General features: G+C 55.0%; 26 protein-coding genes. 24 read left to right on the top strand and 2 right to left on the bottom strand.

From position 1 onward, the window contains the following. Positions 1–54: 54 nt before the first annotated feature. On the bottom strand, positions 55–894 hold the full coding sequence (gene flgA / locus L2725_RS14920; RefSeq protein WP_249249666.1) for a flagellar basal body P-ring formation chaperone FlgA: 840 nt from the start codon (positions 892–894) through the stop codon (positions 55–57). An 80-nt stretch (positions 895–974) separates the two neighbouring features. Between flgA and L2725_RS14915 the strand changes: the two genes are divergently transcribed. The 23 genes from L2725_RS14915 (at position 975) to L2725_RS14805 (ending at position 19,373) form a co-directional block, all read left to right on the top strand. Next, on the top strand, positions 975–1,325 hold the full coding sequence (locus L2725_RS14915; RefSeq protein ID WP_248936789.1) for a flagellar basal body rod protein FlgB: 351 nt from the start codon (positions 975–977) through the stop codon (positions 1,323–1,325). A gap of 32 nt (positions 1,326–1,357) precedes the next feature. Next, positions 1,358–1,777 (top strand): flagellar basal body rod protein FlgC, encoded by a 420-nt coding sequence (gene flgC / locus L2725_RS14910; protein WP_115136589.1) that lies wholly within the window; start codon positions 1,358–1,360, stop codon positions 1,775–1,777. Between the two features lie 9 nt (positions 1,778–1,786). Further along, complete coding sequence (locus L2725_RS14905; protein WP_249249665.1) at positions 1,787–2,452, top strand: flagellar hook capping FlgD N-terminal domain-containing protein; 666 nt, start codon at positions 1,787–1,789, stop codon at positions 2,450–2,452. 12 nt (positions 2,453–2,464) lie between these two features. Further along, entirely contained in the window at positions 2,465–3,664 is a 1,200-nt protein-coding gene (flgE, locus tag L2725_RS14900; protein ID WP_249249664.1) for a flagellar hook protein FlgE, read from the top strand. Between the two features lie 9 nt (positions 3,665–3,673). Then, the gene (locus L2725_RS14895) at positions 3,674–4,411 is read left to right on the top strand and encodes a flagellar basal body rod protein FlgF (protein ID WP_248936786.1); all 738 of its coding nucleotides are present in this window, start codon (positions 3,674–3,676) and stop codon (positions 4,409–4,411) included. A gap of 14 nt (positions 4,412–4,425) precedes the next feature. Beyond that, entirely contained in the window at positions 4,426–5,211 is a 786-nt protein-coding gene (gene flgG / locus L2725_RS14890; RefSeq protein WP_115136593.1) for a flagellar basal-body rod protein FlgG, read from the top strand. Between the two features lie 23 nt (positions 5,212–5,234). Further along, a complete protein-coding gene (flgH, locus tag L2725_RS14885; RefSeq protein WP_249249663.1) occupies positions 5,235–5,897 on the top strand; it encodes a flagellar basal body L-ring protein FlgH in 663 nt (220 codons plus the stop codon). Between the two features lie 11 nt (positions 5,898–5,908). Continuing rightward, entirely contained in the window at positions 5,909–7,039 is a 1,131-nt protein-coding gene (locus tag L2725_RS14880) for a flagellar basal body P-ring protein FlgI (RefSeq protein WP_249249662.1), read from the top strand. Continuing rightward, on the top strand, positions 7,039–7,461 hold the full coding sequence (locus tag L2725_RS14875) for a rod-binding protein (RefSeq protein WP_249249661.1): 423 nt from the start codon (positions 7,039–7,041) through the stop codon (positions 7,459–7,461). The genes L2725_RS14880 and L2725_RS14875 overlap by 1 nt, the downstream gene beginning before the upstream one ends. After that, complete coding sequence (flgK, locus tag L2725_RS14870; protein ID WP_249249660.1) at positions 7,458–8,834, top strand: flagellar hook-associated protein FlgK; 1,377 nt, start codon at positions 7,458–7,460, stop codon at positions 8,832–8,834. The genes L2725_RS14875 and flgK overlap by 4 nt, the downstream gene beginning before the upstream one ends. Before the next feature lie 14 nt (positions 8,835–8,848). Beyond that, entirely contained in the window at positions 8,849–9,766 is a 918-nt protein-coding gene (gene flgL, locus L2725_RS14865; RefSeq protein WP_249249659.1) for a flagellar hook-associated protein FlgL, read from the top strand. Between the two features lie 75 nt (positions 9,767–9,841). Continuing rightward, positions 9,842–10,858: a hypothetical protein gene (locus L2725_RS14860; RefSeq protein ID WP_249249658.1), complete on the top strand. Its 1,017-nt coding sequence runs from the start codon at positions 9,842–9,844 to the stop codon at positions 10,856–10,858. A gap of 104 nt (positions 10,859–10,962) precedes the next feature. After that, complete coding sequence (locus tag L2725_RS14855; protein WP_248936780.1) at positions 10,963–11,763, top strand: flagellin N-terminal helical domain-containing protein; 801 nt, start codon at positions 10,963–10,965, stop codon at positions 11,761–11,763. A gap of 340 nt (positions 11,764–12,103) precedes the next feature. After that, positions 12,104–13,459: a flagellar filament capping protein FliD gene (fliD, locus tag L2725_RS14850; protein ID WP_249249657.1), complete on the top strand. Its 1,356-nt coding sequence runs from the start codon at positions 12,104–12,106 to the stop codon at positions 13,457–13,459. Between the two features lie 14 nt (positions 13,460–13,473). Beyond that, positions 13,474–13,854: a flagellar export chaperone FliS gene (fliS, locus tag L2725_RS14845; RefSeq protein ID WP_115136692.1), complete on the top strand. Its 381-nt coding sequence runs from the start codon at positions 13,474–13,476 to the stop codon at positions 13,852–13,854. A gap of 9 nt (positions 13,855–13,863) precedes the next feature. Beyond that, on the top strand, positions 13,864–14,286 hold the full coding sequence (locus tag L2725_RS14840; RefSeq protein WP_249249656.1) for a hypothetical protein: 423 nt from the start codon (positions 13,864–13,866) through the stop codon (positions 14,284–14,286). Then, complete coding sequence (locus tag L2725_RS14835; RefSeq protein WP_249249655.1) at positions 14,276–15,595, top strand: flagellar hook-length control protein FliK; 1,320 nt, start codon at positions 14,276–14,278, stop codon at positions 15,593–15,595. Before L2725_RS14840 ends, L2725_RS14835 begins: the two co-directional genes overlap by 11 nt. Before the next feature lie 13 nt (positions 15,596–15,608). Beyond that, positions 15,609–16,055, top strand: a complete 447-nt coding sequence (locus tag L2725_RS14830) for a flagellar basal body-associated FliL family protein (RefSeq protein WP_249249654.1) — start codon at positions 15,609–15,611, stop codon at positions 16,053–16,055. Positions 16,056–16,063: 8 nt separating this feature from the next. Continuing rightward, positions 16,064–16,783, top strand: a complete 720-nt coding sequence (locus tag L2725_RS14825; protein ID WP_249249653.1) for an RNA polymerase sigma factor FliA — start codon at positions 16,064–16,066, stop codon at positions 16,781–16,783. 19 nt (positions 16,784–16,802) lie between these two features. Continuing rightward, complete coding sequence (gene motA, locus L2725_RS14820) at positions 16,803–17,657, top strand: flagellar motor stator protein MotA (RefSeq protein WP_248936774.1); 855 nt, start codon at positions 16,803–16,805, stop codon at positions 17,655–17,657. Then, entirely contained in the window at positions 17,657–18,649 is a 993-nt protein-coding gene (locus L2725_RS14815; protein WP_249249652.1) for a flagellar motor protein MotB, read from the top strand. Before motA ends, L2725_RS14815 begins: the two co-directional genes overlap by 1 nt. A gap of 5 nt (positions 18,650–18,654) precedes the next feature. After that, a complete protein-coding gene (locus L2725_RS14810; protein ID WP_249249650.1) occupies positions 18,655–19,086 on the top strand; it encodes a PilZ domain-containing protein in 432 nt (143 codons plus the stop codon). Between the two features lie 2 nt (positions 19,087–19,088). Then, positions 19,089–19,373 (top strand): hypothetical protein, encoded by a 285-nt coding sequence (locus tag L2725_RS14805; protein ID WP_248936771.1) that lies wholly within the window; start codon positions 19,089–19,091, stop codon positions 19,371–19,373. Positions 19,374–19,389: 16 nt separating this feature from the next. Here the strand turns inward: L2725_RS14805 and L2725_RS14800 are convergent, their stop codons facing one another. Then, positions 19,390–21,828 (bottom strand): putative bifunctional diguanylate cyclase/phosphodiesterase, encoded by a 2,439-nt coding sequence (locus L2725_RS14800; RefSeq protein ID WP_249249649.1) that lies wholly within the window; start codon positions 21,826–21,828, stop codon positions 19,390–19,392. A gap of 202 nt (positions 21,829–22,030) precedes the next feature. On the opposite strand from L2725_RS14800, the gene L2725_RS14795 reads away from it, so the two are divergent. Then, positions 22,031–23,332 carry a mechanosensitive ion channel family protein gene (locus L2725_RS14795; RefSeq protein WP_249249648.1) on the top strand — a complete coding sequence of 434 codons (1,302 nt, stop codon included), beginning with the start codon at positions 22,031–22,033 and terminating at the stop codon, positions 23,330–23,332. Positions 23,333–23,351 lie beyond the last annotated feature (19 nt).

The raw sequence follows: 23,351 nt of genomic DNA, 5'->3' as shown, positions 1-23,351 counted from the left end.
GAAATGACGGAAGTCAATTTTCCGCCATTTTGCTTTATTGATTGGAGTCACGAGCTAAAACCGGGTTTCCACCACACCCGGGGCAATGGGATAAGCGGTAATCACCTTGCCGGAACTCAGATTCTTCACCCGAATCGCCTCGCCTTCACTGCCATTTTCCAGTGCCTTACCCTGCATTCTGGCGACAAACCCGGGACTTTTTGCCTCAATAACCACCTGCTGTCCAGCAGTAACCCAATCGGCAGATTCCAGCTGTTTGAGTTTGACCGGTGTCCCGGCTCTGATGCGTCTGACCACCTGTTTACCCAGTAATTGAGTCTCTCTGGTAACCAAACCTCGATCTGATGCGCTAAGTGTTTGCCATTGCCAAACAGTATCAGGCTTTGTAATCACATCGCCCCGGCTTTTCGCGGACTTTAATACAGGTAAGTTTGCCTCCACTTCCACCTGAGCTCTCAGTACCAGTTGCCATTGTGGCGAGTGACACTCTGCCCGCAGAGAGATCTGTCCCCACAGGGCAGCCGAGTCGGACACTGTCTCAACATCAGGCGCCTGCTCACAGCGAGGGAGCCTGGAAACCCCTGATGGCAACTTCACTTCCACTCGGGTTTTCAACGGCTGCAGTCCCACGCTTCGACGCCAGTGCTGCAGTCGATTAAGCAAGTATCGCTCACTTTGCTGCTGCAGTTGTTCAACCGGATTGCCGCTTTGCTGTTTCAGCTCAGCCGCCAGCGCCCTGCCCGGCACCAAAGACACCATCAACAGCAGGACAGTGAATAACAGGCAACCCCGGAATATTGCCAGGGCAGACACGGGGAAACAAAGGCCGGAAGCGGTGGCCCGGAAACAGGAAAAGTCGGTTCCGCCAAACCTGAGCAAAAATCTATAACTCACTGTATTTAATCAACTTAATAAATTGGCACGCTATTTGGTATCAGAACTGAAAATGCCGACATACCTTACTGGGAGCACAGATGACTATCAAGCTTGATGAAGCACTCGGGGTACACCCCCAGCTGCTGGACTTCAGGGTCGAGCGCAGCAAGATCCTCGCCAGCAACCTGGCCAATGCCGAAACCCCGGGCTATCAGGCCAAAGACCTGGATTTTTCAGCTCTGATGACAGGCCTGAATGCCGGTATGCCCATGTCCCGCGAATACCAGACAGGCTACCGCGTTCCCCATCAGGCCAGCGCCGACGGCAACACTGTTGAGCTGGGCGCCGAGCAGGCCAGATTCTCCCAGAACGCCATGGACTTTCAGACCAGTCTGACCTTCCTGAATATGAAGATCAGCGGTATCCGCGGCGCCATCGAAGGCAAGTAACCCAATCCAAGGACCTAAGGTAAGCAACCAAGATGTCGTTCAATGAGATTTATTCGATTTCCGGCAGTGCGATGACTGCCCACACAGTACGCCTCAACACTGTGGCCAGTAACCTGGCCAATGCAGGCGTGGCAGCCGAGTCTCCGGAGCAGGCATATCGCGCCCTCAAGCCGGTTTTCTCCACCAGCTACAACCAGGTGGCCGAAGGTAAAACGCCGGGTGCAGGAGTAGAGGTAGCTGGCATAGTGGAAGCCGATGCACCGCTGCAGATGCGTTACGAACCAGACCATCCCTTCGCCGACGAGAAGGGCTATGTGGCCTATTCCAACGTCAACACTATGGAAGAGATGGCGGATATGATGGCCGCCAGTCGCGCCTTCGAGACCAGTGTTGAAATCATGAATCGGGCCCGCAGCATGCAGCAGGGCCTGCTGCAGCTGGGCAACAAGTAAGGACGCACCATGTCAGTACAACTCCAGGCCGACGCAGCATCCAATCCTCAGGGCAGTAATACAGTCACTCCCAACGCCAATGATGCCGCCTCGCTGAAGAATGAGTTTATGACTCTGATGATCGCCCAGATCCAGAATCAGGACCCCACCAACCCCATGGACGCCAACGAATATGTCAGCCAGTTGGCCACCTTCTCCCAGGTTGAAAGTCTGGAGCATATGCGCCAGAACCAGACCACTCAGATGATGATGATGGAAAACCTGGGCATAGTGCAGTCCGCCTCTTTGATCGGTAAGGAAGCTATGGTTCCGGCCACTGAGTTTGAGCTGGATAGCGAAGCCGTCGACGGCAAAATCTATCTGGAACACGCAGTAGAGTCACTGGATATCGAGCTGGTGAATGAGCAGGGAGAAACTGTCAGTACCATCACTCTGGGCAGCCAGGAAAAGGGCGATATCCCCTTCACCATAGACCCCGAAGCATTGGGTCTGCCCAAAGGTGAGTATGAGCTGAAAGTGGCCGCCAAAGAGGGGGAGAAATCCATCGAAGCCAAAAGTTTCCTGTCAGCCCCCATTACCAAAATTCACTTTATCAGCGCCCAGGGCATGATGATGGCCGAAATGGACCACGGTCTCGGCACTGTCTCTGTTCTCGATATTTCTGAAGTTTCTTAAAAGGATAAGCCCATGTCTTTCAATATTGCCCTGAGCGGTCTGCAGGCCACCAGCCAGGATCTGAACACCATCTCCAACAATATCGCCAACTCCTCTACTGTGGGTTTCCGCGGTGGTCGCAGCGAGTTTGCAGCCATCTATAACGGCGGAAACCCGGGCGGTGTAAACGTGGCCAACACCAGCCAGAACTTCTCCATGGGCGGCTCTCTCACCTATACAGGTCGTCAATTAGACATGGGTATCCAGGGTGAAGGCTTCTTCGTTCTCAATGCCACCGACGGCACCAAGATGTACTCCCGCGCCGGTATGTTCAGCCAGGATGCGCTGGGCTTTATCACAGATCCTGCCGGTAATCGTCTGCAGGGCTATGCAGTGGGTGCAGGTGGTCAGCTGCAGAACGGCAATATGAGCGACCTGCAGATCAAAACGGGCTCGCTGCCAGCCAAGGCCACCACTGAGATTGGCCAGGTATCCAATCTGGATGCAAGAGTCGACGCCATCGACCCGGCGGTTACCCCTTTCGACGCAAACGATCCGGGCAGCTTCCACTCTTCCGGCACAGTGACTGTGTACGACTCTCTGGGTAATGAGCATGCTCTGACCCAGTACTATGTAAAAACCGGCGACAACAGCTGGAATGTTCACTACATGATGAACGGCGCGGAAGTGGGTCCAGCCGGTGGTCACCCGATTAGCTTCGACAGCAAGGGTAAGCTGGCCACAGGTGGCGACCTGAACCTCACCATTCCCGGCACGGCTGGCGCAGATAACCTGCAACTGGCACTGAACTACGACAGTTGCACCCAGTATGCCGCCGATTACAACAACTCCAGCCTGAGTCAGGACGGTTACACAGCAGGCGAGCTGAACGGTATCCGTCTGGATGACAGCGGCATGATCTACGGCACTTACACCAACGGCCAGGAGCAACTGCAGGGCCAGGTGGTACTGGCTGACTTCAATAACCCCAACGGCCTGACCCCTGTGTCCAATAACGCCTGGGTGGCGACTGCAGCCGCCGGTCAGGCGGTAACCGGTGCGCCGGCCTCCGGCACTCTGGGTTCAATCACAGGCGGTTATCTTGAAGGCTCCAACGTCGACACTACAGCCGAGATGGTGAGCCTGATGACGGCCCAGCGTAACTACCAGTCCAACGCCAAGGTGCTGGATACCAACTCCACCATGCAGCAAGCGCTGCTGAACGCAATCTAACGGTCAGTTATGGACAAGATGCTCTACACCGCGGCTCAGGGTGCCAGCCGCATTATGGAAGCCCAGACCATTCGGGCTCATAACCTTGCCAACGCAGATACTCCGGGCTTTAAGGCCGATCTGGAACGTGTTGCTGCCATGCGGGTCGACACTGTGGCAGCCGCCCTGCCCACCCGGGTTCTGGCTCACACTCAGGACAGCGGCTTCTCCGGCGCTGCCGGTGTTGCCAATCCCACGGGCCGGGATCTGGATCTGGCGATTCGTGGCAACGGCCTGTTTACAGTGCAAACCCAGGATGGCGAAGCCTACACCCGCCATGGCGGCCTGGTGGCCGATGCCAATGGTCAGCTGACCATAGATGGTCGCCCGGTGGTGGGTATCGACGGCCCTATCGTACTGCCGGAATACAGAGATCTGTTTATCAGTGATCAGGGCATGGTTTCAGTACTGCCCGATGCCGGTGGCGTGATTGAAGAGGTGGGTCAGCTCAAGCTGGTCAACCCGGAAAACGCCGATATCCGCAAAGCGGAAGATGGTCTTTTCTATGGTATCGACGGCAACGAACTGGCCGCAGCCAACGATCAGGTACAGGTGGACTCAGGCGTACTGGAGAGCAGCAATGTCGAAGCGGTCAGCGAACTGATCGCCGCCATGGACCTGACCCGCCAGTTCGAAGTTCAGGTGAAATTGATGAAAAGCGCAGAGAAGCTGGCCGATGCCGGTAACCGTCTGCTGCGCGACGCTTAAAAGGAATAGAGAGAATGCACAGCGCACTTTGGGTCAGTAAGACAGGTTTGACCGCTCAGGACGTCAAGATGACGACAATTGCCAACAACCTAGCCAACGTCAATACCACAGGCTTTAAGCGTGATCGCGTGGCCTTTAATGACCTTTTCTACCAAACGCAGCGCCAACCCGGCGGTCAGGTAGATGAGCTGAACCAGCTGCCGGCAGGTTTGCAACTCGGTACAGGTACCCGGGTCGCGGGCACCCAGAAGGTATTTACCGGCGGCGATATCATGACCACCAACCAGCAACTGGATCTGGCCATTGAAGGTCAGGGTTTCTTCCAGGTGGAAGAGCCCAATGGCGATCTGGCTTTCAGCCGCGACGGTCAGTTCTACCGTAACGCCGATGGCCTGATGGTGACCTCTCAGGGTCTGCCTTTGGTTCCCAATATTGAGATCCCGGAAGATGCCCTGACTATCACCATAGCCACAGACGGTATCGTCAGCGCCCAGCTGGCGGGACAGGCGGAAGCTCAGGAGCTGGGACAGATCACTCTGGCTCACTTCACCAACCCTGCCGGTCTGGAAGCTCGTGGCAACAACCTGTATCGGGAAACCGATGCGTCCGGCGCCGCCATTGAAGGTATTCCCGGTGATGAAGCGCTGGGGCAGCTGCGCCAGGGCGCTCTGGAAGGGGCCAACGTTAATGTGGTGGAAGAGATGGTCGAGATGATCTCCACCCAGCGTGCCTATGAGATGAACGCCAAAGTGGTGTCCGCCTCTGACGACATGCTCAAGTTCCTCAACCAGTCACTGTAAGCACTGGCAGCCAAGGTACAGATATGCGACTGATTGGACTCTTGATATTACTCATGCTGGGGGGCTGTGCCTCCCATCTGCCCGAGCCGGAGCAGAAGCCGGGAACCCGGGACTGGGCACCGCCGACCATAGACTACACCCTGCCGGAAGCCAAAGACGGCAGCGTTTATCGTCCCGGCTATATGCTTACTCTGTTCAAGGACAAGCGGGCTTTTCGCGAGGGGGATATCCTCACCGTTAATCTGGAGGAGAAAACCTACTCCAGTAAGCGCGCCAACACCCAGACCAGCAAGTCTCAGGATATGTCCATGGGCATTCAGGGCAGCAGTGATGGTGGCAGTCTGGCGGCCAGTGGTGATGGTTCAATCAGTCGTGGTTTCAATGGTGCGGGTTCCACTACTCAGCAAAACCAGCTGACCGGCTCCATCACAGTGACAGTGGCCAAAGTGATGCCCAACGGTGTGTTACTGATCCGTGGTGAAAAGTGGCTGCGCCTGACCCAGGGTGACGAATATCTGCGCCTGCTGGGACTTATCCGCGTCGAAGATATCGATAACGACAACACCATCTCCTCCCAGCGCATCGCCGATGCACGGATTATTTATGGTGGTCAGGGTGCCATTGCTGACAGCAATGCCATGGGCTGGGCTGCCCGTTACTTCAACAGCCCCTGGTTCCCACTGTGATAAGAGATTTTATGAAGCGATTTTTTTACGCCCTGATGCTGGCCTCTGCCATTGCAGGCATGCCGCTCACCGCCAATGCCTCCAGCAATGACAGATACCTGATGGACATAGTGGATGTGCAGGGCATACGTGATAACCAACTGGTGGGCTATGGCCTGGTGGTGGGTCTGGATGGCACAGGTGACAAAACTCAGGTGAAATTCACCAGTCAGTCTGTGGTGAACATGCTCAAGCAGTTCGGTGTGCAGATTGAAGATGGTACCGATCCCAAGCTGAAAAACGTCGCGGCCGTGGCGGTAGTGGCTACCGTGCCTCCCATGGCCAGTCCGGGTCAGTCACTGGATGTCACTGTGTCTTCACTGGGTGATGCCAAAAGCCTGCGGGGCGGCACCCTGCTGATGACGCCCATGCGAGCGGTGGATGGTGAAATCTATGCCGTCGCCCAGGGCAATCTGGTGGTGGGCGGCGTCTCTGCTGAAGGCCGCAACGGCACCTCTGTCACCATCAATGTGCCGACCGTAGGCACTATCCCCAACGGCGCTTTGCTGGAGGCCGCTATCAACAGCAGCTTTGCTTCAAACCCGACGGTGACCCTGAACCTGAAACAACCCAATTTCACCACAGCCCGCAATATCGAACGCGCCATCAATGGCATGTTCGGACCGGATGTGGCTCAGGCGTTAAGCCATGCCAAAGTCAGTGTTCGAGCCCCAAAAACCGAACGTGAACGTGTGACCTTTATGTCACTGCTGGAAGAGGTTCAGGTTGAACAGGGACGCAAGATCCCCAGAGTGGTATTCAACAGCCGTACCGGCACTGTAGTGCTGGGTGGCGATGTGGTGGTGCGCAAAGCCGCCGTCAGCCACGGCAACCTGACCGTCACCATCACAGAGCAGCAGCAGGTCAGCCAGCCCAATGCGGGCTACTTTGGTGAAGCCGCCGGTGAAACCGTGGTGACCAGTGATTCTCAGGTGGATATCGATACAGGTAATGGCCATATGTTTATCTGGCCCGAAGGCACCTCGCTGGAGGAGATAGTCAGAGCGGTAAACAGCATGGGCGCTTCTCCAATGGATTTGATGGCGATACTGCAGGCGCTGGCGGAAGCCGGCTCACTGGAAGCAGATTTGGTGGTGATCTAATGAAACTGACCAATAACCAAGGCGTACTGGGCAAACTGGATGCCGGTGAACTGATTAAAAGCAATGGCGAGTATGGTGCCCTCAAGCAGGTGAGCCAGCAATTTGAGGCTCAGTTCCTGCAAACGGTACTCAAGCAGATGCGCACCGCCAGTGATGTGCTGGCCGATGAGGACAGCGTGCTTTCCTCCCAGAATGACGGCATGTATCGGGACTGGTATGACAGCGAACTGGCAGGACACCTGAGTCAGGTGCAGTCCACCGGTCTGGCCGATGTGATGACAGCACAACTGGCAGCTGGACTTCAGTCCACCGACGCGGCGGTCGCCCTCAATCAAAACAGAGGACAAGTCCAGCAACAGCCTGTCACCAACGCCATGCAGCCCGCTTTGATACTGCCGTTGGTGTCCAAGGAGCCTAAATGAAGATGATCAACACGGCATTGTCAGGCCTGAACGCCAGCATGGCGGCACTGCAAACCATGGCCAACAACACCACCAATGGCATGACTCCGGGGTACTCCTGTCAGCAGGTGATTTTCAGCTCTGTGGGCGGGGGCGCTTATGGTGCCGGAACCGGCGTCATGGTTGAGGGGGTACGCCGTATTTCAGATCAATACCAGGTCGCCCAGCTGTGGCGCACCAGCTCAGATGTGGGCTTTGCTCAGGTACAGGACAGTTACTTCGGCAATATCGAGCAGGTATTCGGTGCCGAGGGCAACAATATCTCAAACGGCCTGGATCAGCTGTTTGCCGCCATGAACTCGGCGCTGGAGCAACCCAATGAGATCGCCTACCGTCAGGCCGTTTTGAATGAGGCCAATGGTATGGCCCAGAGATTCAACTCCATTGCCGAAGGTATCTCAGCCCAGCAGCAACAGATTGAAGGCCAGTTGGGCGCTTCAGTCAGCGAAGTGAACACCCTGCTGAAAAATATCGCCGGTTTCAATAAAGAGATCAGCTCGACTCAGGCCAGCGGCACGCCACCGGCATCCCTGTTGGATGCCAGAGATGCTGCCATTGATGAACTGGCAGGGCTGATGGACATTCGCGTGGTCACCGACAGTCAGGGGCTGGTCAATATCTCCCTGGCTCAAGGCCAGCCCCTGCTGAGCGGTACCACACACGCCACACTGCAAAACACCACAGATGTCGCCAACCCGGACAAGTCGGTACTGGCCATCAAGTTTGGCGACGCCAGTTTTCCCCTGGATCAAAAAGCAGGAGGTAGCCTGGGCTCACTTATCGACTATAGAGACACCAGCCTCACCGAGTCCAAAGCCTTTATCGATGAACTGGCCTCCACCATGGCAGACGAGATCAACGGCGTACTGGCGGGGGGCACAGACCTCAATGGTAACCCGGTGACAGAGCCGCTGTTTATCTACGAAGCCAGTAATCCCTCTGGCAGCCTGAGGATCAACAAGAACCTCAAACCTGAGATGCTGGCTTTCGGTAAAGATGGCACGCCCGGCGACAACGCCAACCTCAAAGAGCTTATCGCCCTGGCCGACAAGGAGTTTACCTTTACATATCTGGGCACCACGGCCTCGATGGGCGATGCCTTTGCGTCCAAGGTGGGCCAGCTGGGTTCCAGCGCCCGTCAGGCTGATATGAACAAGGACACCGCCATGGCGCTGCAAAAGGAAGCCCAGACTCAGTGGGCCGCCACCAGCGGGGTAAACCTGGATGAAGAAGGCGCCAACCTTATCATCTATCAGCAGGCATACCAGGCCAATGCCAGAGTGATTGCCACTGCTGATCAACTGTTCCAGTCGCTGCTTTCCAGCTTTAAGTAAAAGGAGAATTCATCATGCGCGTTGCCATGTTGAACATGTACACATCCAATATCTACAGCATGCAAAGCAGCCTCAGCACCATGGCGCATCTGGAACAACAGATGGCCAGCAGCAAGGCGATTCTGCGTCCCTCCGATGACCCGATCGGCACGGTAAAAGTGCTGACCAGCGAACGTCATCTGGCGGCCACAGAGCAGTATATCGACAACATCGACTCCCTCTCCTCCAGTCTGGAGCGCAGCGAAACCTACCTGTCAGGTATGGTAGACCTGCAAAACCGGATGCGGGAGATCAGCCTGCTGGCCGCCAACGGCAGCTCCTCTGCCGAAGACAGGGCAGCTTATGCCAGCGAGCTGACCGAACTGTTGGAGAGCATGGTCGACAGTGTTAACGCCAAAGATGAGGCGGGCAACTACCTGTTCTCCGGTAACCTGACCAATACTCCGGCGGTAGCCAAAGATGCCAGCGGCCAGTATGTGTATCAGGGTGACAACAACCATAGAGAGGTACAAACCTCTGCCAACGCCTGGACCGAGGCCAATGTCACCGCTGGAGAGTTTATGTTTGCTAACGGCAGCATGGATATTCTCAACCAGACTCAGCAGCTGATCGATGCCCTCAATGACCCGGCTCAGGGACCGGGAGAAGCCGGTTTCGATAATCTGGTGTCCGACATGATGACCACCCTCAACGACTCCATGGACAGCTTTAACGCTGCAATTACCGATATCGGTGGCAAGCAGAACAGCCTGGAGCTGGCCAGGGGCGCACACGAAGAGATGGTGCTGTTCAACGAAGAGGTGATAGGCGAAACCGAAGCGCTGGACTACCCCAGTGCCGTATCTGAGTTCCAGATGCGATTGACGGCACTGCAGGTGTCCCAGCAGAGCTTTGTCAAAATCAGTCAGCTGACCCTGTTTAACCACCTTTGATGTATCGGGTTTTCTTCCCTTGCGGCACCACCTCTTATAGAGTTGGTGCCGCCTTTTTTTAAATAAGCAGTAGCCATGATTAACGGTGTATCAGACGCGCTTAAGCTGGCGGGACAACTCGCCCCGGTCAGCCAAACGGTAAAATCCACAGCCACAGGCAATTCCCCTGCCCAACAACAGCCGCAGCTGCTCGTGGGTCAGTTCCGCCATGCGGCGTTTGAACGCTGGGCCAAAATGACTGAAGCCCAGCACAGGATCAGCTCGGCACAGTTGGCTGTACAGGCTCAAAGTCAGATACACCAGATGCTGAAACAGATGTTGCAACTGCTGCCCCAGGCCCGCAGCCAACAACCTCAGGCACAGGCGCAGCTGGAACAGCTGCGTGGCGAATTAAGCCGTCAACAACCCAGCTACCTTGGGCTGCCGCTGCTGGACCATCAATTTAATCTCAGACTGAATCAACAGCGTGCTTTGCGTCGTCGCTTCCGCCTTAAGTCGGTCAACCTTGCCTCAAGTAAAGCCAGAGACGAGCAGATCACCCTGCAACTGCCCACAGCTGAAGGCCCGCTGATACTGAGTATCACGCTGGCTGCCGGTGATGATGGTCACTCTCTGTCTGAACAGCTGACCCGAGCACTGTCAGTGGCCGGATTACAGGTTAGTTTTGATGGCAGCGAATCCATTTTTGAGTGTGATGACAGCCAGTGGCCACTGCTCAAAGAGGGACTGCTGCTGAAAGGACAGGGTCACAGACTGCCGGCGGGAGACACAAGATTAATTAAGGTGCAGGAGCAGTTGCACTGGCAGGACCCCAGAGAGTGGGATCTGAAAACGGCTCAGGGTTTGCAGCAAACTGAGATAAAACTGACCAAAACCTGTCGCAAGCTGGAAGCACAAATCCGTCAGACCCGAGCTCAACTGGCTCACCTGGGTAATGTGTTACATACCCGCCCGGACACCCCAGAGCCGGAATTGTTGGAAACCATCAGCAATCAATTTGCCAAAAGCCCCTTCTCAGAGCAGCTTAAAGCCCTGTTGGCTCAGGCAAACCTGGGACGTAACCAGGCAAAAGACCTACTAAAAGAAATTTAAATACAACAAGTTATAAAATATTTTCAGTAATAAATTCAGTTTGGTTTTTCCCTGTCGCTCTTTTTTCTCTGAGACATGAATAATTTCGCAACGGAGACTTAACCATGCTGTCTGTACACACTAACTACTCTTCTCTGGTCGCTCAGAACTCTGTAAACAAGAACAACAGTCTGCTGTCCACTGCCATGGAGCGTCTGTCCACTGGTCTGCGCATCAACGGTGCTGATGACGATGCAGCCGGTCTGCAGATCGCCAACCGCCTGAATGCCAACGTAGTGGGTATGACCACTGCCAGCCGTAACGTTAACGATGCGACTTCCATGCTGCAGACTGCTGACGGCGCCCTGGACGAGCTGACCAACATCGCTGAGCGTCAGAAAGAGCTGGCGACCCAGGCTGCCAACGGCGTAAACTCTTCTGCTGATCTGACCGCGCTGAATGAAGAGTTTACAGCGCTGAAGACTGAAGCAGCCCGTATCTTGGGCAACACCGAGTACGCAGGTAACAACCTGTTCACCAAACTGAACGCTGGTGTTGATTTCCAAATTGGTGCAAGCAGCACTGAAAAACTGAACGTAGGCATTACAAGCCCTACTGCTCTGACCGGAGACCTGACAACTCAAGCCAACGCGACTGATGCTATCGATGAAATCAACACTTACATCGATCAAGTAGGTACTGCGCGCTCTGATCTGGGTGCCAACATCAACCGTCTGGAACACACTGCGTCCAACCTGGCTAACGTCACCGAAAACACCACTGCTGCTGCAGGCCGCATCATGGATGCTGATTTCGCCACTGAATCTGCTGCCATGACCAAAAACCAGCTGCTGGTTCAGGCCGGTACCAACGTACTGTCCAAGGCCAACCAGAACACTGGCCTGGTTATGGGCCTGCTGGGCTAATACCTCCTCCTTTCCTATGTTGTCTGCCAACGCCCTCTTCGGAGGGCGTTTTTTATTGCCCTGTTCCCGATTACCCCAATAAATCTCCCACCCCGGCTTTAAACCACCCTTGCCACTGCCGCCTTAAACAACAGAGAACAGGCAGGAAACACAGGAAATTTCGGTTCCGCCTCTTCCTCTTTACAGGGGAAATTCAGGATTTCCCCCGGTGCTCAACCAAAACAGTAATCGCTTTAAAAACTGAGCCTTACATAACTTTAAACAGCTGGCATATGGCTTGCTATGGCAGAGCAGAGACTCAACCCATAGCCTGCGCCCGGACCAGCGCAGGAGGATAAGCATGATTTCCGGAATGAGCGGCGCCCAATTTGCCGAACAACTGATCGCAGCCGAGCGTATGGGCAAAGACCAGCTGTACAAAGCCAAGATGGACAAATATGAAGACCAGCTTGATGCCTACAAGCTGCTGGACAGATCTATGGACAAGATCATCAGCAAGCTGGAAAAGCTGGAGAACGGCTCCTTCGAAGCCAAGAAGGCGGATGTGACCGGCGAAAACGCCACTGTGACCGTCAGCCCTGATTCTCCTGCCGGCGATTATGAGCTGCAGGTACACCAGCTTGCCCAGGCCCATCAGCTGAGCAAGACCTTCGGCTCAGAAACCGATCTGCTGCCAACATCCGGCGTGCTGAGCATCAATGTCGGCGGTAAGCAGCTGGATCTTGATATGTCTGTGCTGAATGCCGATGGCAGCAAAACCGTCACCAGTCTCAGAGACATGATCAACGACCATCCTGACAACCCGGGTGTACAGGCCAGTCTGGTTCGCACCGGCGGTCAGGTCGAGCTGATGATGACCGCCAAAGAGACCGGCGCAGCCAGCACCATCTCTGTGACTATGGATGGCGCTGACTGGGGTATGACAGAGCGCCGTGCCGCTCAGGATGCCCAGATCACCCTCAATGGTATCGCTATCTCCAACAGCTCCAATCAGCTGACCAATGTGATTGATGGCATGGATATCGAGCTCAGACAAACCCACGCCGCCGGTGAGTCCAGCATGATCAGCGTAAAAGCTGACTATGAGGCCAGCGAAGAAGCGGTAGAAGACTTTGTCGATGCAGTCAACGACCTGCTGGATCAGATCAACTCACTGACCCGCTCCATGGGCGCAGAAGCTCTGGATGAGGATGACAAGGATAAAGACGATGAGGACAAGGATGATGATGACGATCGCCCCACCTCAGTCGACGAAGACCAGATAGGCATTCTCAAGGGCGACAGCACCATACGTAACCTGCAGAGCAAACTGCGCAATATCGTGTTTGCCGATGCTCCCAACGGCATGCGTCTTGGCGATATCGGTATTGAGCTAACCCGCAGCGGCAAGCTGGAGATCGACTCTGAAAAGCTGACTGATGCCCTGAAAAACAATCCGGCCGGTATCACAGAGATGTTCACCTCTAAGGGTGGTCTGGTTGATCAGCTGGAAAACACCATTGAGCCCTTCACCAAATTCGACGGCTATCTCGACAACAAGAAAGACACCCTGGACGGTCAGATTGACCGGGTGGAAGACAACATCGACCGACACAACCGGCTGATGGAACAGAGATACCAGATCTACCTGGGGCAGTTCACTGCGATGGAATCCGCCATCAACGAAATGAACTCCGCCAGCATGCTGTTTTACTGAGGACACCTCCCATGATGCTAAATGAACAAGACCCTTTCAGCGGCTACCGTCAGGCCAGCCTTGAGGCCCGCGCGGCCTCGGCCAATCCCCACGAAATGGTACGCATGCTGCTGGAAGGTCTGCTGGAAGAGCTGGCCCGTGCCGCTGGCCATATGCAGCGTAAAGCCTTTGAAGACAAAGGTAAGAGCATAAACAAGTGCCTCAACATAGTGCACGGTCTGGACTCCATGCTGGATATGGACAATGGCGGTGAAGTGGCGGTGAACCTGAATCGTCTGTACGACTACTGCAGCCGTCAGCTGGTCAGCGCCAGTGTCGATAACAACCCCAAAGCACTGCAGCCTGTGGTCGAGGTGATCACCCAGATCCAGGAAGGCTGGGCCAACCTGAACTGAGGTATGCAGATGAATAACTCCTCCAACAGGGAAGTCCAGTACTGGAAACAGTTTCAACATGCGCTGGTGACCCATGCCGACAAGGGTGACCTTGATGCCCTGCGGGCGGTTAACCGCAAACTGGTTAACGCGCTGATTAAACGTGGGCAACCCCGTAACCATGCTGAACTGGTGGCCAGACAGGAGCTGGCCCAGTGCCATCAGGCCATTATCCATCGCCTGCAACAGGACAAAGATCAGCTGGCGGAAACCATGCAGAGCTTCCGCGCCAGCCAGGATGGTCTGAACGCTTATGCGATGACAGCCTTGAGCTCCGAATCAGCCCTGAGCTCACAGTCAGCCCAGAGCCCAGACGCCACAGTCACCACAAAGCCAGAGCAGCCCCAGCCCCAGCGACAAGGTCAAGGATATTCCTCCCCCTATGGCAATTGAACTTCTTTACGCCCAGCCCCAGGCGCACTCTCACAGCCAGATTAAGGGATCTGCCGGGACTGATTCACTGCAGCCGCAATATAAAGCGGACGAGCAGAACTCAAAGGAGCCCGGTGACAGTGGCAGCTTTGCGGAATATCGCCGTCAGGCCAGTAAGCAGGCCAGCACTGAGCAAGCCAGCACCGGGAAAGCCAGGGACATAGACAAAACGTCTCAGGCGTCATTGTCCCGGGATGAGACCACAGAACCTGAGGTCGATGGCTTCAGTCAGCATACGGCATATGCCTCTCATCAGGCAGGGACGCCGCTGTCCACTCAGTTCTCAGCTGTGCACTCAGAGCAAACGTCAGGCGCAGTGACAGGCACCCATGCCCAACTAAACCCTCACTCCACAGCCCAACTTTTAGCTCAGCCCGGCAGTCCGCTCAATGGCCAGCCGAAGGGACAGGACGCTGCTCTGAACACACCTGCACAGCCGCTCTCCGGGCCTATTGTTGCTGCACCTTTTGTTGCTGCGAACGGCCAGAGCCAGGCTCAGGTAACCGCGTCCGGCTTGATTGATGGCAACAGCGCGACCACAGCAGCGGTAAGCGCGACGGCCGGTAATGCGTCGCAAACCAGTCTGACTCAGGCAAGCGGTCACACTCAATCTCTCTCATCCCTTTCGGGAGGGACATTATCGTCACTGCAAGGAACAGCTCTGCCCGGCGCAGACGCCAGTCCAGCTGACTGGTTAACCCAACGCAGTGCCGGAGAGCTAATGCGCAGTGCGCCACAGGCTCAACTCCTGTCGCCACTGACAGCGGCAGCCGATGCCCAGACTCAGGTGGATGCCAGTCAGGCCAGTCGTCAAACAGTCAGCCAATGGGGGCCACTGCCATTGACCCCTAATGCTCAGATTCCACAACACGCCAGAGAACTGCTGCAGCCCCTACGCGAGCAACTCAGATTCCAACTGGATCAGCATATCCAGAAAGCAGAGCTCAGGCTGGACCCGCCGGATATGGGCAAGGTCGATCTGAACATTCGTCTCGACGGTGACCGCCTGCATATTCAAATGCACGCTGCCAACAACCATATCCGCGATGCACTGCAAAGCGGTCTTGAACGCCTGCGCGCCGAACTGGCCCAGGATCATCAGGGCGATATTCAACTGGATGTAGGCCAACAGGGAGGCGACACCGACCAGCGCCAGGCCCATTCACATCAGGATAGCCAGCGCATATCTGCCACGCACCTCAGTGATTCGGACACAGGTTCACAACCTCAGCGTCCGACCGCCAGCTCAGATCTCAATCTGCTGGCCTGACCAAGGAGACCTTATGTCCTTTATGAAAAAGCACCTTAAAACCCTGACCATCGCCCTTGGCTGCAGCGCCGGTGCCTTCTACCTGGGTTGGCAATCTCCCACCCTGATGGGGGATGTATTTGAGCCGCAACAGGTCGCCCAGCCCACACCCAGATTCTATCCGCTGGAGCGCTTTATCATTTCAGTGCCGGGCAAAGATTATCAGCACTATGTACTGCTGGAGCTGGCGCTTAAATCCTCCTCTGCCAATGCCAAACATCAACTGGCAGAAGCTGATCCACTGGTGCGCAACTCTTTGATGAAGATGTTCGCCGGTAAGCAGGTGGATGAGCTCAACAAGCCCAAAAATCTGGAGCAGCTGCAACAGGAAGCCAAAGATCTGCTGACCAATGTACTGAGTGCCAACAAGTTCGCCGTGAAGATTGACGACGTGCTTTTCACCCGACTGGTCATTCAATAGGAGGCACTATGGTAAACGCGGAACAACTGGCCTATCAGGAACCCCAACAGCAATCAGCCAAGCGTCTGACCGAAGCTCAGCTGATGTCTCAGTATCTGCCTCTGGTAAAGCGCTGCGTCTCCTCTTTGCGCAGCCACTGCGGCCCCATGATGGAACCGGAGGATATGGAGCAGATCGCCATGATGGCATTGCTGGAAGCGGGACGACGCTACCCGGGAGATTATGACCCCGGCTTTATCTCCTTTGCCGGTCAGCGTATCCGCGGTGCCATTCTGGACGAACTCAGGCGTCAGGACTGGCGTCCCCGCCCGGTAAGGCAACAGGCCCACGAGCTCAACGACACAGTGCGCAGGTTAACCCGGGAGCTGGCCCGCCCGCCCAAAGATAACGAAGTCGCCGATGCCCTGTCGCTGTCGGCCGAGGATTACCGCCAGCGACTGTTTGCCATTCAGGCCGAGTCCATGGCCAGCCTGGATGACATGCTGGCCGGTGGCCAGGAACCGGGTCAGGACGAAGGCGAAATCGACAGATTTCAGCGTCATAAAACCCTGGAAGCCGCTATCCGCAAATTAGCCAAAAGAGATCAGGTGATCCTGTCGCTTTATTATCAACATGAACTGAATTTAAAGGAGATCGCCGCCACCCTTGGCCTGACGGAAACCCGTATCTGCCAGCTGCACAAGGCGGCAGTGAAGCAGCTGAACGGGCTGTATCAGGAGTGGCGCTGACTCAAACAGGTGACAGCAAATGAATAAACTTGTGGGATTGGTGGTCATTATCTTGTCTGTGTTCGGCGGCTACGTCTGGGCGGGCGGCCTGCTGGGGGCTTTGTGGCAACCCGCTGAAATTTTGATTATTTTCGGCGCAGGTATCGGTGCTCTGGTCATCGCCACCCCCAAGCCAGTCCTGCTGGAGATGCTGACCCAGTGTCGCAATCTGTCCAAAGAGCAGGAAGACCCTGAGCTGTATCCCCAGCTGTTTGGCCTGATGAGCATGCTGATGACCCAGATCCAGTCCCAGGGTCTGAAGGTGCTGGACGCCCATATTGAAAACCCCAACGAAAGCTCACTGTTTTTAATGTATCCCACAGTACTGGAGCACCCACAGGTACTGCAGTTCCTGATCGATAACCTCAGATTGCAATCCATAGGTAAGATCTCCGCCCATGATCTGGAAGTGATTCTGGAGGAGGAGATCCACCGCATCGAGCACGACGCTCTGCGTCCGTCAGAAGCTGTGGCCAAGATCGCCGAGGCTATGCCGGGATTCGGTATTCTGGCGGCGGTGATGGGCATTATTATTACCATGTCCAATATCGACGGTCCCATTACCCTGATTGGCGTTAAAGTAGCGGCCGCTCTGGTGGGAACTTTTATCGGTATCTTCGCCTGTTACTGCCTGTTCGACCCTCTGTCCAAAGCACTGGAACATCAGGTGGAGCGTGAAGTTACCCGGCTGCGTTGCATCTCCGCCATGCTGTCTACCTTCGCCAAGGGCAAACCGCCTATGCAGGCGATTGATGCCGGCCGTAAGCAGATCCAACTGGAAAACCGCCCCAGCTTTATTGAACTGGAGCAGATGCTGATGGAGCAACGCTTCTGATGGCTGTCTCCAACGATCCTGTCATTATCCGCAAACGCCCCCGGGGCGGAAAGCATGCGGCGCACGGTGGTGCGTGGAAGGTGGCATTTGCCGACTTTACCCTGGCCATGATGGCGCTGTTTATGGTGCTCTGGATTATTCAGGTTGCCGATCAGAAAGAGCGGGAAATGGTGGTGCAATATATCAATGGTGACCTGTTTGCCGCCGGTGAAATGAACCCCTTTGATATCAGTAACAGCCCTTCACTGATCGACCTGCAGGGCAATATGCAGGTGCAGCCCGGCGCGATTCCCACCCACCACGCAGGTACCGACAGAGCCGGTGCCTCTATGCATGTCAGGGTGCCGGAAGGGGAAAAGCAGACCAAGGCCGGACTGGGCCCTGAGCTGAACTCGCTGGTGCCCGGAGAGTTTGCCACCCAGGCTCAGCTGGAGTTGCTGGCACGGGAGATCAATCAAGTCATTGAAGCGGCACAGATGGGCTCCAATGTCGCCCTGCAGATACTGCCCCAGGGAATACGTATTCTGATCCACGACAGCGAACATCAGGCCATGTTCAAACTGGGGCAGGCGCAGATGCAGCCCTATTTTGAAGACCTGCTGATGGCGCTGGCTCCCTTGCTGGGTCAGGTCAAAAACGGTCTGACGGTGTCAGGCCATACCGATGCCCTGCCCTATGTGGGCCGCAGCTATACCAACTGGGAGCTGTCGGCAGACAGAGCGTTAATCGCCCGCCAGACGTTGGAGTACAGCGGCGTGCACCCAAATCAGCTGTTACAGGTCACAGGAATGGCAGCCAGAGTCCCGCTGATCCCTGAAGACCCTTATCATGCCAAAAATCGCAGAATTGAAATCATGGTGCTGACTCAGGATGCGGCCGGAAAACTGTCCCGCCTGCTGACCGGAGAGATGCTGCCACAGGCAAGGGAAGCCGCAGAGATGAACCAACCCAAAGCCAGGTACCCTGGCGCAGCCTCTGTATTGGAGCGCTGAGTGCAATGAAACAACACCGGGAAGATCCCCGCAGAGCTCACCCCAGAATCAGCCTGAGGTTGAGCAAGGATTCAGATCTGCTGCTGGCCTGTGACGGTGTGACCGTCAGTTTGCACCATCCACAATGGTGGAAACCGGGTCGTATCGGCATGGCCAATATCAAGGATATCAGCCGGGGAGGCGTTGGCCTTATCTCCAGTACCAGCCTGCACTCAGGTCAGGAGCTGAAGCTCAGAATGGACGACATCAGTTTGCCTGTGGTGATTACCCATGGACGCAGAGTGCAGGGGCCATTGAAGTTTTACGGTGCCAGTTATCGGCAGGTCAGTGATGAGTTGCTGTTGCAGGCCATGAAGTGGGTACGCGCCAAAAAACGTCAGTACCGTTTTCCAAGAGATAAAGGAATGAACAGTTTATTCATGGATGATGGGCGTTAACTATGTCTAGTGCGTTTAATCGAAAAGGCCCGGACGGGCCACAAAAGGTGTTTCTGTACCTGATTTTGCTGGGGTGGCTGATGCTGATCTGGCTGACACTCAACCTTCAGGGAATGAGTGCCAGATACGCGGTCATCAGCTCCGGTCTGTTGCTGGTTTATAACCTGCTGATGGTGGGAATTTGCTTCCGCAGAGCCCGCCGTACCGACGATGGATATCTTATCTATCCTGTGGTTGGCAGTGCCATTGGCAGCTATGTGCTGACCGCCTGGTACTTCTTTAGCTGATACCAAGCTCCTAAGGTTACACCGCCAGTTGCCGCTGTCGCTGAATGTAGGTAATAAAGTCCCCTTCAGCCAGCGGCTTACTGAACAGATAGCCCTGGAAGTAGTCACATCCCAACTGCTGCAGATACCTCAGCTGCTCCTTGGTCTCCACCCCTTCTGCCACCACTTCCAGTCCCAGTGAGTGGCCCATATCCACCACAGCTTTGACTATGGCGTCTGAGGCGCTGTCTTCCCCAATCTTCTGTACAAAGGAGGCATCCACCTTAAGGCGCGACAGCGGCAGTGACTGCAGATAGCTCAACGAGGAGTAGCCGGTACCAAAGTCATCGATGGCAATATGCAGACCATGCTCCTTCAGTGCCGCCATACGTTCGCTGATGGCATCGACATTATTCAGCAGGGCGTATTCGGTCACTTCCAGTTCCATCGCCGACGAGGCCACCTGAGTGCGTTCCAGCAGGTCAAACAACTGAGGGGCAAAGCCGGATTGATTAAACTGACGGGCACTGACGTTAACCGCAATCGCCGGCACATCCTGACCTGAGCTGCGCATCCGGACCACAAAGCGGCACACCTCTTCCAGCACCCAGTTACCGATATCCAGAATCACACCTGAGTTCTCCGCCACAGGGATAAACTCAGCAGGAGAAATAAAGCCCCGCTCAGGGTGATACCAGCGCAACAGGGTTTCGGCACTGACCACCTCGCCTCTGGCATCCATAATCGGCTGAAACACCAAACAAAACTGGTTTCTCTCTATGGCGTATCTCAGCTCATTGTGAAGCCACAGGCTGTCCATGGCGTTATGTTCCATCGCCTCGTTATAAACGCAGCAGTGGTTACGCCCTTCCTGCTTGGCCTGATACATGGCGATATCCGCCCACTTCAGCAAGTCTTCGGGGGAGTCAGGACGACTGTCCACCAGGCAAATTCCCACACTGGCGGAGATGGTCATAGGCTGACTGTCCAGCATAAAGGGGCGGGACATCAAACGGCGAATCCCGCCACCAAGGGCCAGTGCCCGATTGGTGGCCGTGTCGGCATCCTGACCAACACCGTAAGCCAGCACGGCAAACTCATCACCACCCAGCCGGGCCACCAGCGCGTTATTGGCAAAATAGCCGGATAAGCGGTTTGCCACCTGCACCAACAGGCGATCACCGGCCTGATGCCCGAGGGCTTCATTAATGGTTTTGAAGTTATCCAGATCCAGCACAAACAACGCTGCGGTGCGGGTATGCTCATCCGCCTGCTGCAGATGCTGCTCCAACGTATCCATCACGGCACTGCGGTTGGCCAGATGGGTCAGGGCATCATGATTGGCCTGAAACGCAATCGCTTCTTCATTGCGGATATTCTCAGACACATCTGTGTGGGAGCCGATAATCCGGGTCGGATTGCCCCGCATATCCCAGCTTACCTGCATGGCCCGGTCCAGCACCCACACATAGTGACCATCCTTGTGCCTGAGGCGATGCACATTCTCAAATTCGGGAATGGTACCGTCGATAAACTGGTTCAGCTCTTCCAGTACACGCTCTTTATCATCGGGATGCACCCGGGTAGTCCAGGCTTCAAAGTCGGACTCCAGCTCATCCGGACGATAGCCCAACATGCCCTTCCAGCGTTCAGACAGATACACCTGACCCGTCGCGATATTCCAGTCCCAGATACCGTTTTGCGAACCATCCACAGCAAACAGCCAGCGCTGTTCACTGTCGCTTAATCTTTCCTGCAGCTGTTTGCGCTGCTGTCGATACCAGTGCAGCTTTTTCTGAATAAGTTTGAATTCACGGGTGGCATAGCCCTGTATCGGTCCATCTGATGCGATGGAGCCCAGCGGCCTGATCACTATCATGTAGAGCAAAACCAAAGCCAGTACGATCACCAGCACCGCCAACATGGCGAGTACATAAAACCTCTGCTTAAGCCCGTGCTGCAGGGCATTCAGCTCAGGCTTAATATCGTATTGAACAAACAGGAGAAATTGCTCTTGCCCATTATCGAAGCCAGATACGGGGAAATAACTTTGCAGTCGGTCAGAGGAGTCGTCGAAGCTGAAGATAGCTTCATTATGCTTAATTGCTTGTTGGTGCAGTTTGGGCCAGTAACCGGCAATCATCTCTCCGGCATTATTGCCTTCCCAGATAAGGTAGTTGGCGTAATCAATGTGCCCGGATGGGCTGAGAACCAGAAAAGAGAGGAAATTAAGGTCGATGGTGATAAGAGAGAGTTCCTGGCGCACACGGCTTACATCCCCCTGCTTCAGGGCATTGCGCAACACATGGGACATTCGCTGAAGTTGCTGATTCAGCCTTGCCTGGGTGTCCTCTTTGGCCTGTGCGACCTGTTGCAAACCTTCATATCTGAAGCCGACACCCAGGGTCACCCCGGCGATCAACACCAGCAATAAGGCAGCCAACAACATCAACGGCGGGCGGGAAAAAATACGCACCAAGTACCTTTAATTATTTGAATTTATATGCAATCAAAGCGACCGCCCAATGCTAACTGTTAACCCGGCCGAGCGCAAAAACAAACTGTGGTCAAATTATTACAACATGTAATTGTGATATACCCGAAAGGCGATTGCCGAGAATTTTCTGATAATCTAGGGTTATAACCCTAGCGACAAGCTGAATATTGGAGATTCAAGATTGGACGAGAGACTCAGGCACCAAATTGCTGAGTGGCTGACGGCCATAGGCATAGATGCACAACCCTCTGAAGGGATTCCCACCCTGGTACTGATTATTGCCAGTCTGGTGACAGCACTTATCGCCTACATCATAGTGCGCCGCGGGGTTATCCGTGCCATCAATGTGGTGATCAAGCGCTCCAAAGCCAGCTGGGATGACAGCTTTATGCACTTTAAAGTGCTGGAGAAGCTGGCGCTGCTGGTACCGGCACTGGTCATCAACCTGCTTATTCCCATCGCGCTGTCTGAACACGCCCTGCTCTCCAGTGTGGTCGACCGACTGCTCAGCGTCGCCATCGTGGTGCTCATGATACGAGCGGCTTACGCCTCGCTCGATGCTGCCAACGAGATTGCCGATATCAATCTGGTCAGCCGCCGCATGCCAATCAAGAGCTTCGTGCAGCTGTGTAAGCTGTTCCTCTTCTTTGTGGGCATCATTCTGTGTATCTCGGTACTGGCCAACCAGTCTCCGGTTATTTTTCTCTCCAGTTTGGGTGTGGCAACCGGTTTGGTGATGTTGGTATTCCGCGACACCATTCTGGGTTTTGTAGCCGGTATCCAGCTGGCGGCCAACCGCATGGTGAGCCAGGGTGACTGGATTCAGATGGATAAATATGGCGCCAACGGCTCCATTGAAGAGATCTCCCTGACCACAGTCAAAGTGCGTAACTGGGACAACACCTTAACTATGATCCCGGCTTACGCCCTGGTGCAGGACGCCTTTAAAAACTGGCGCGGCATGTCGGAATCCGGTGGCCGTCGCATCACCCGATCAGTCAATATTGATGTGGACTCAATCCGCTTTCTGACAATCGAAGACATTAACCGCCTGGAGCGCATCAACCTGCTGAAAGAATATCTGGCAGGTATGAAGCAGCAGCTGACCGAATATAACCAGAGTATCGAGTCCGGCGACGATCCGGTAAATGGCCGCTACCTTACCAATGTGGGTACCTTCCGCGCTTATATGAAGGAGTACCTGCTTAAAAGTGAGCATACCCGCAAGGATATGACCATGTTGGTACGCCAGCTGGAACCCGGCCCTACCGGCTTACCTATCCAGATATATGTGTTTACCAATGATACCCGTTGGGGCTTCTACGAAGACATTCAGGCAGATCTGTTCGACCATGTGTTTGCGATTCTGCCCGAGTTCGGCCTGAGACCATTCCAGAATCCAACCGGGGAAGATATGCGCAATATCAACACCCAGCTACTGCGCCGCAGAGGCACGCAGCCGACTGCACCAACTCAGCAGTAGCGCTCAGCCAATATCAGAA

Source organism: Shewanella corallii, assembly GCF_023349125.1.
In the GTDB taxonomy this organism is placed as follows: domain Bacteria; phylum Pseudomonadota; class Gammaproteobacteria; order Enterobacterales; family Shewanellaceae; genus Shewanella; species Shewanella corallii.
This window is presented reverse-complemented; position numbering and strand designations above follow the sequence as displayed.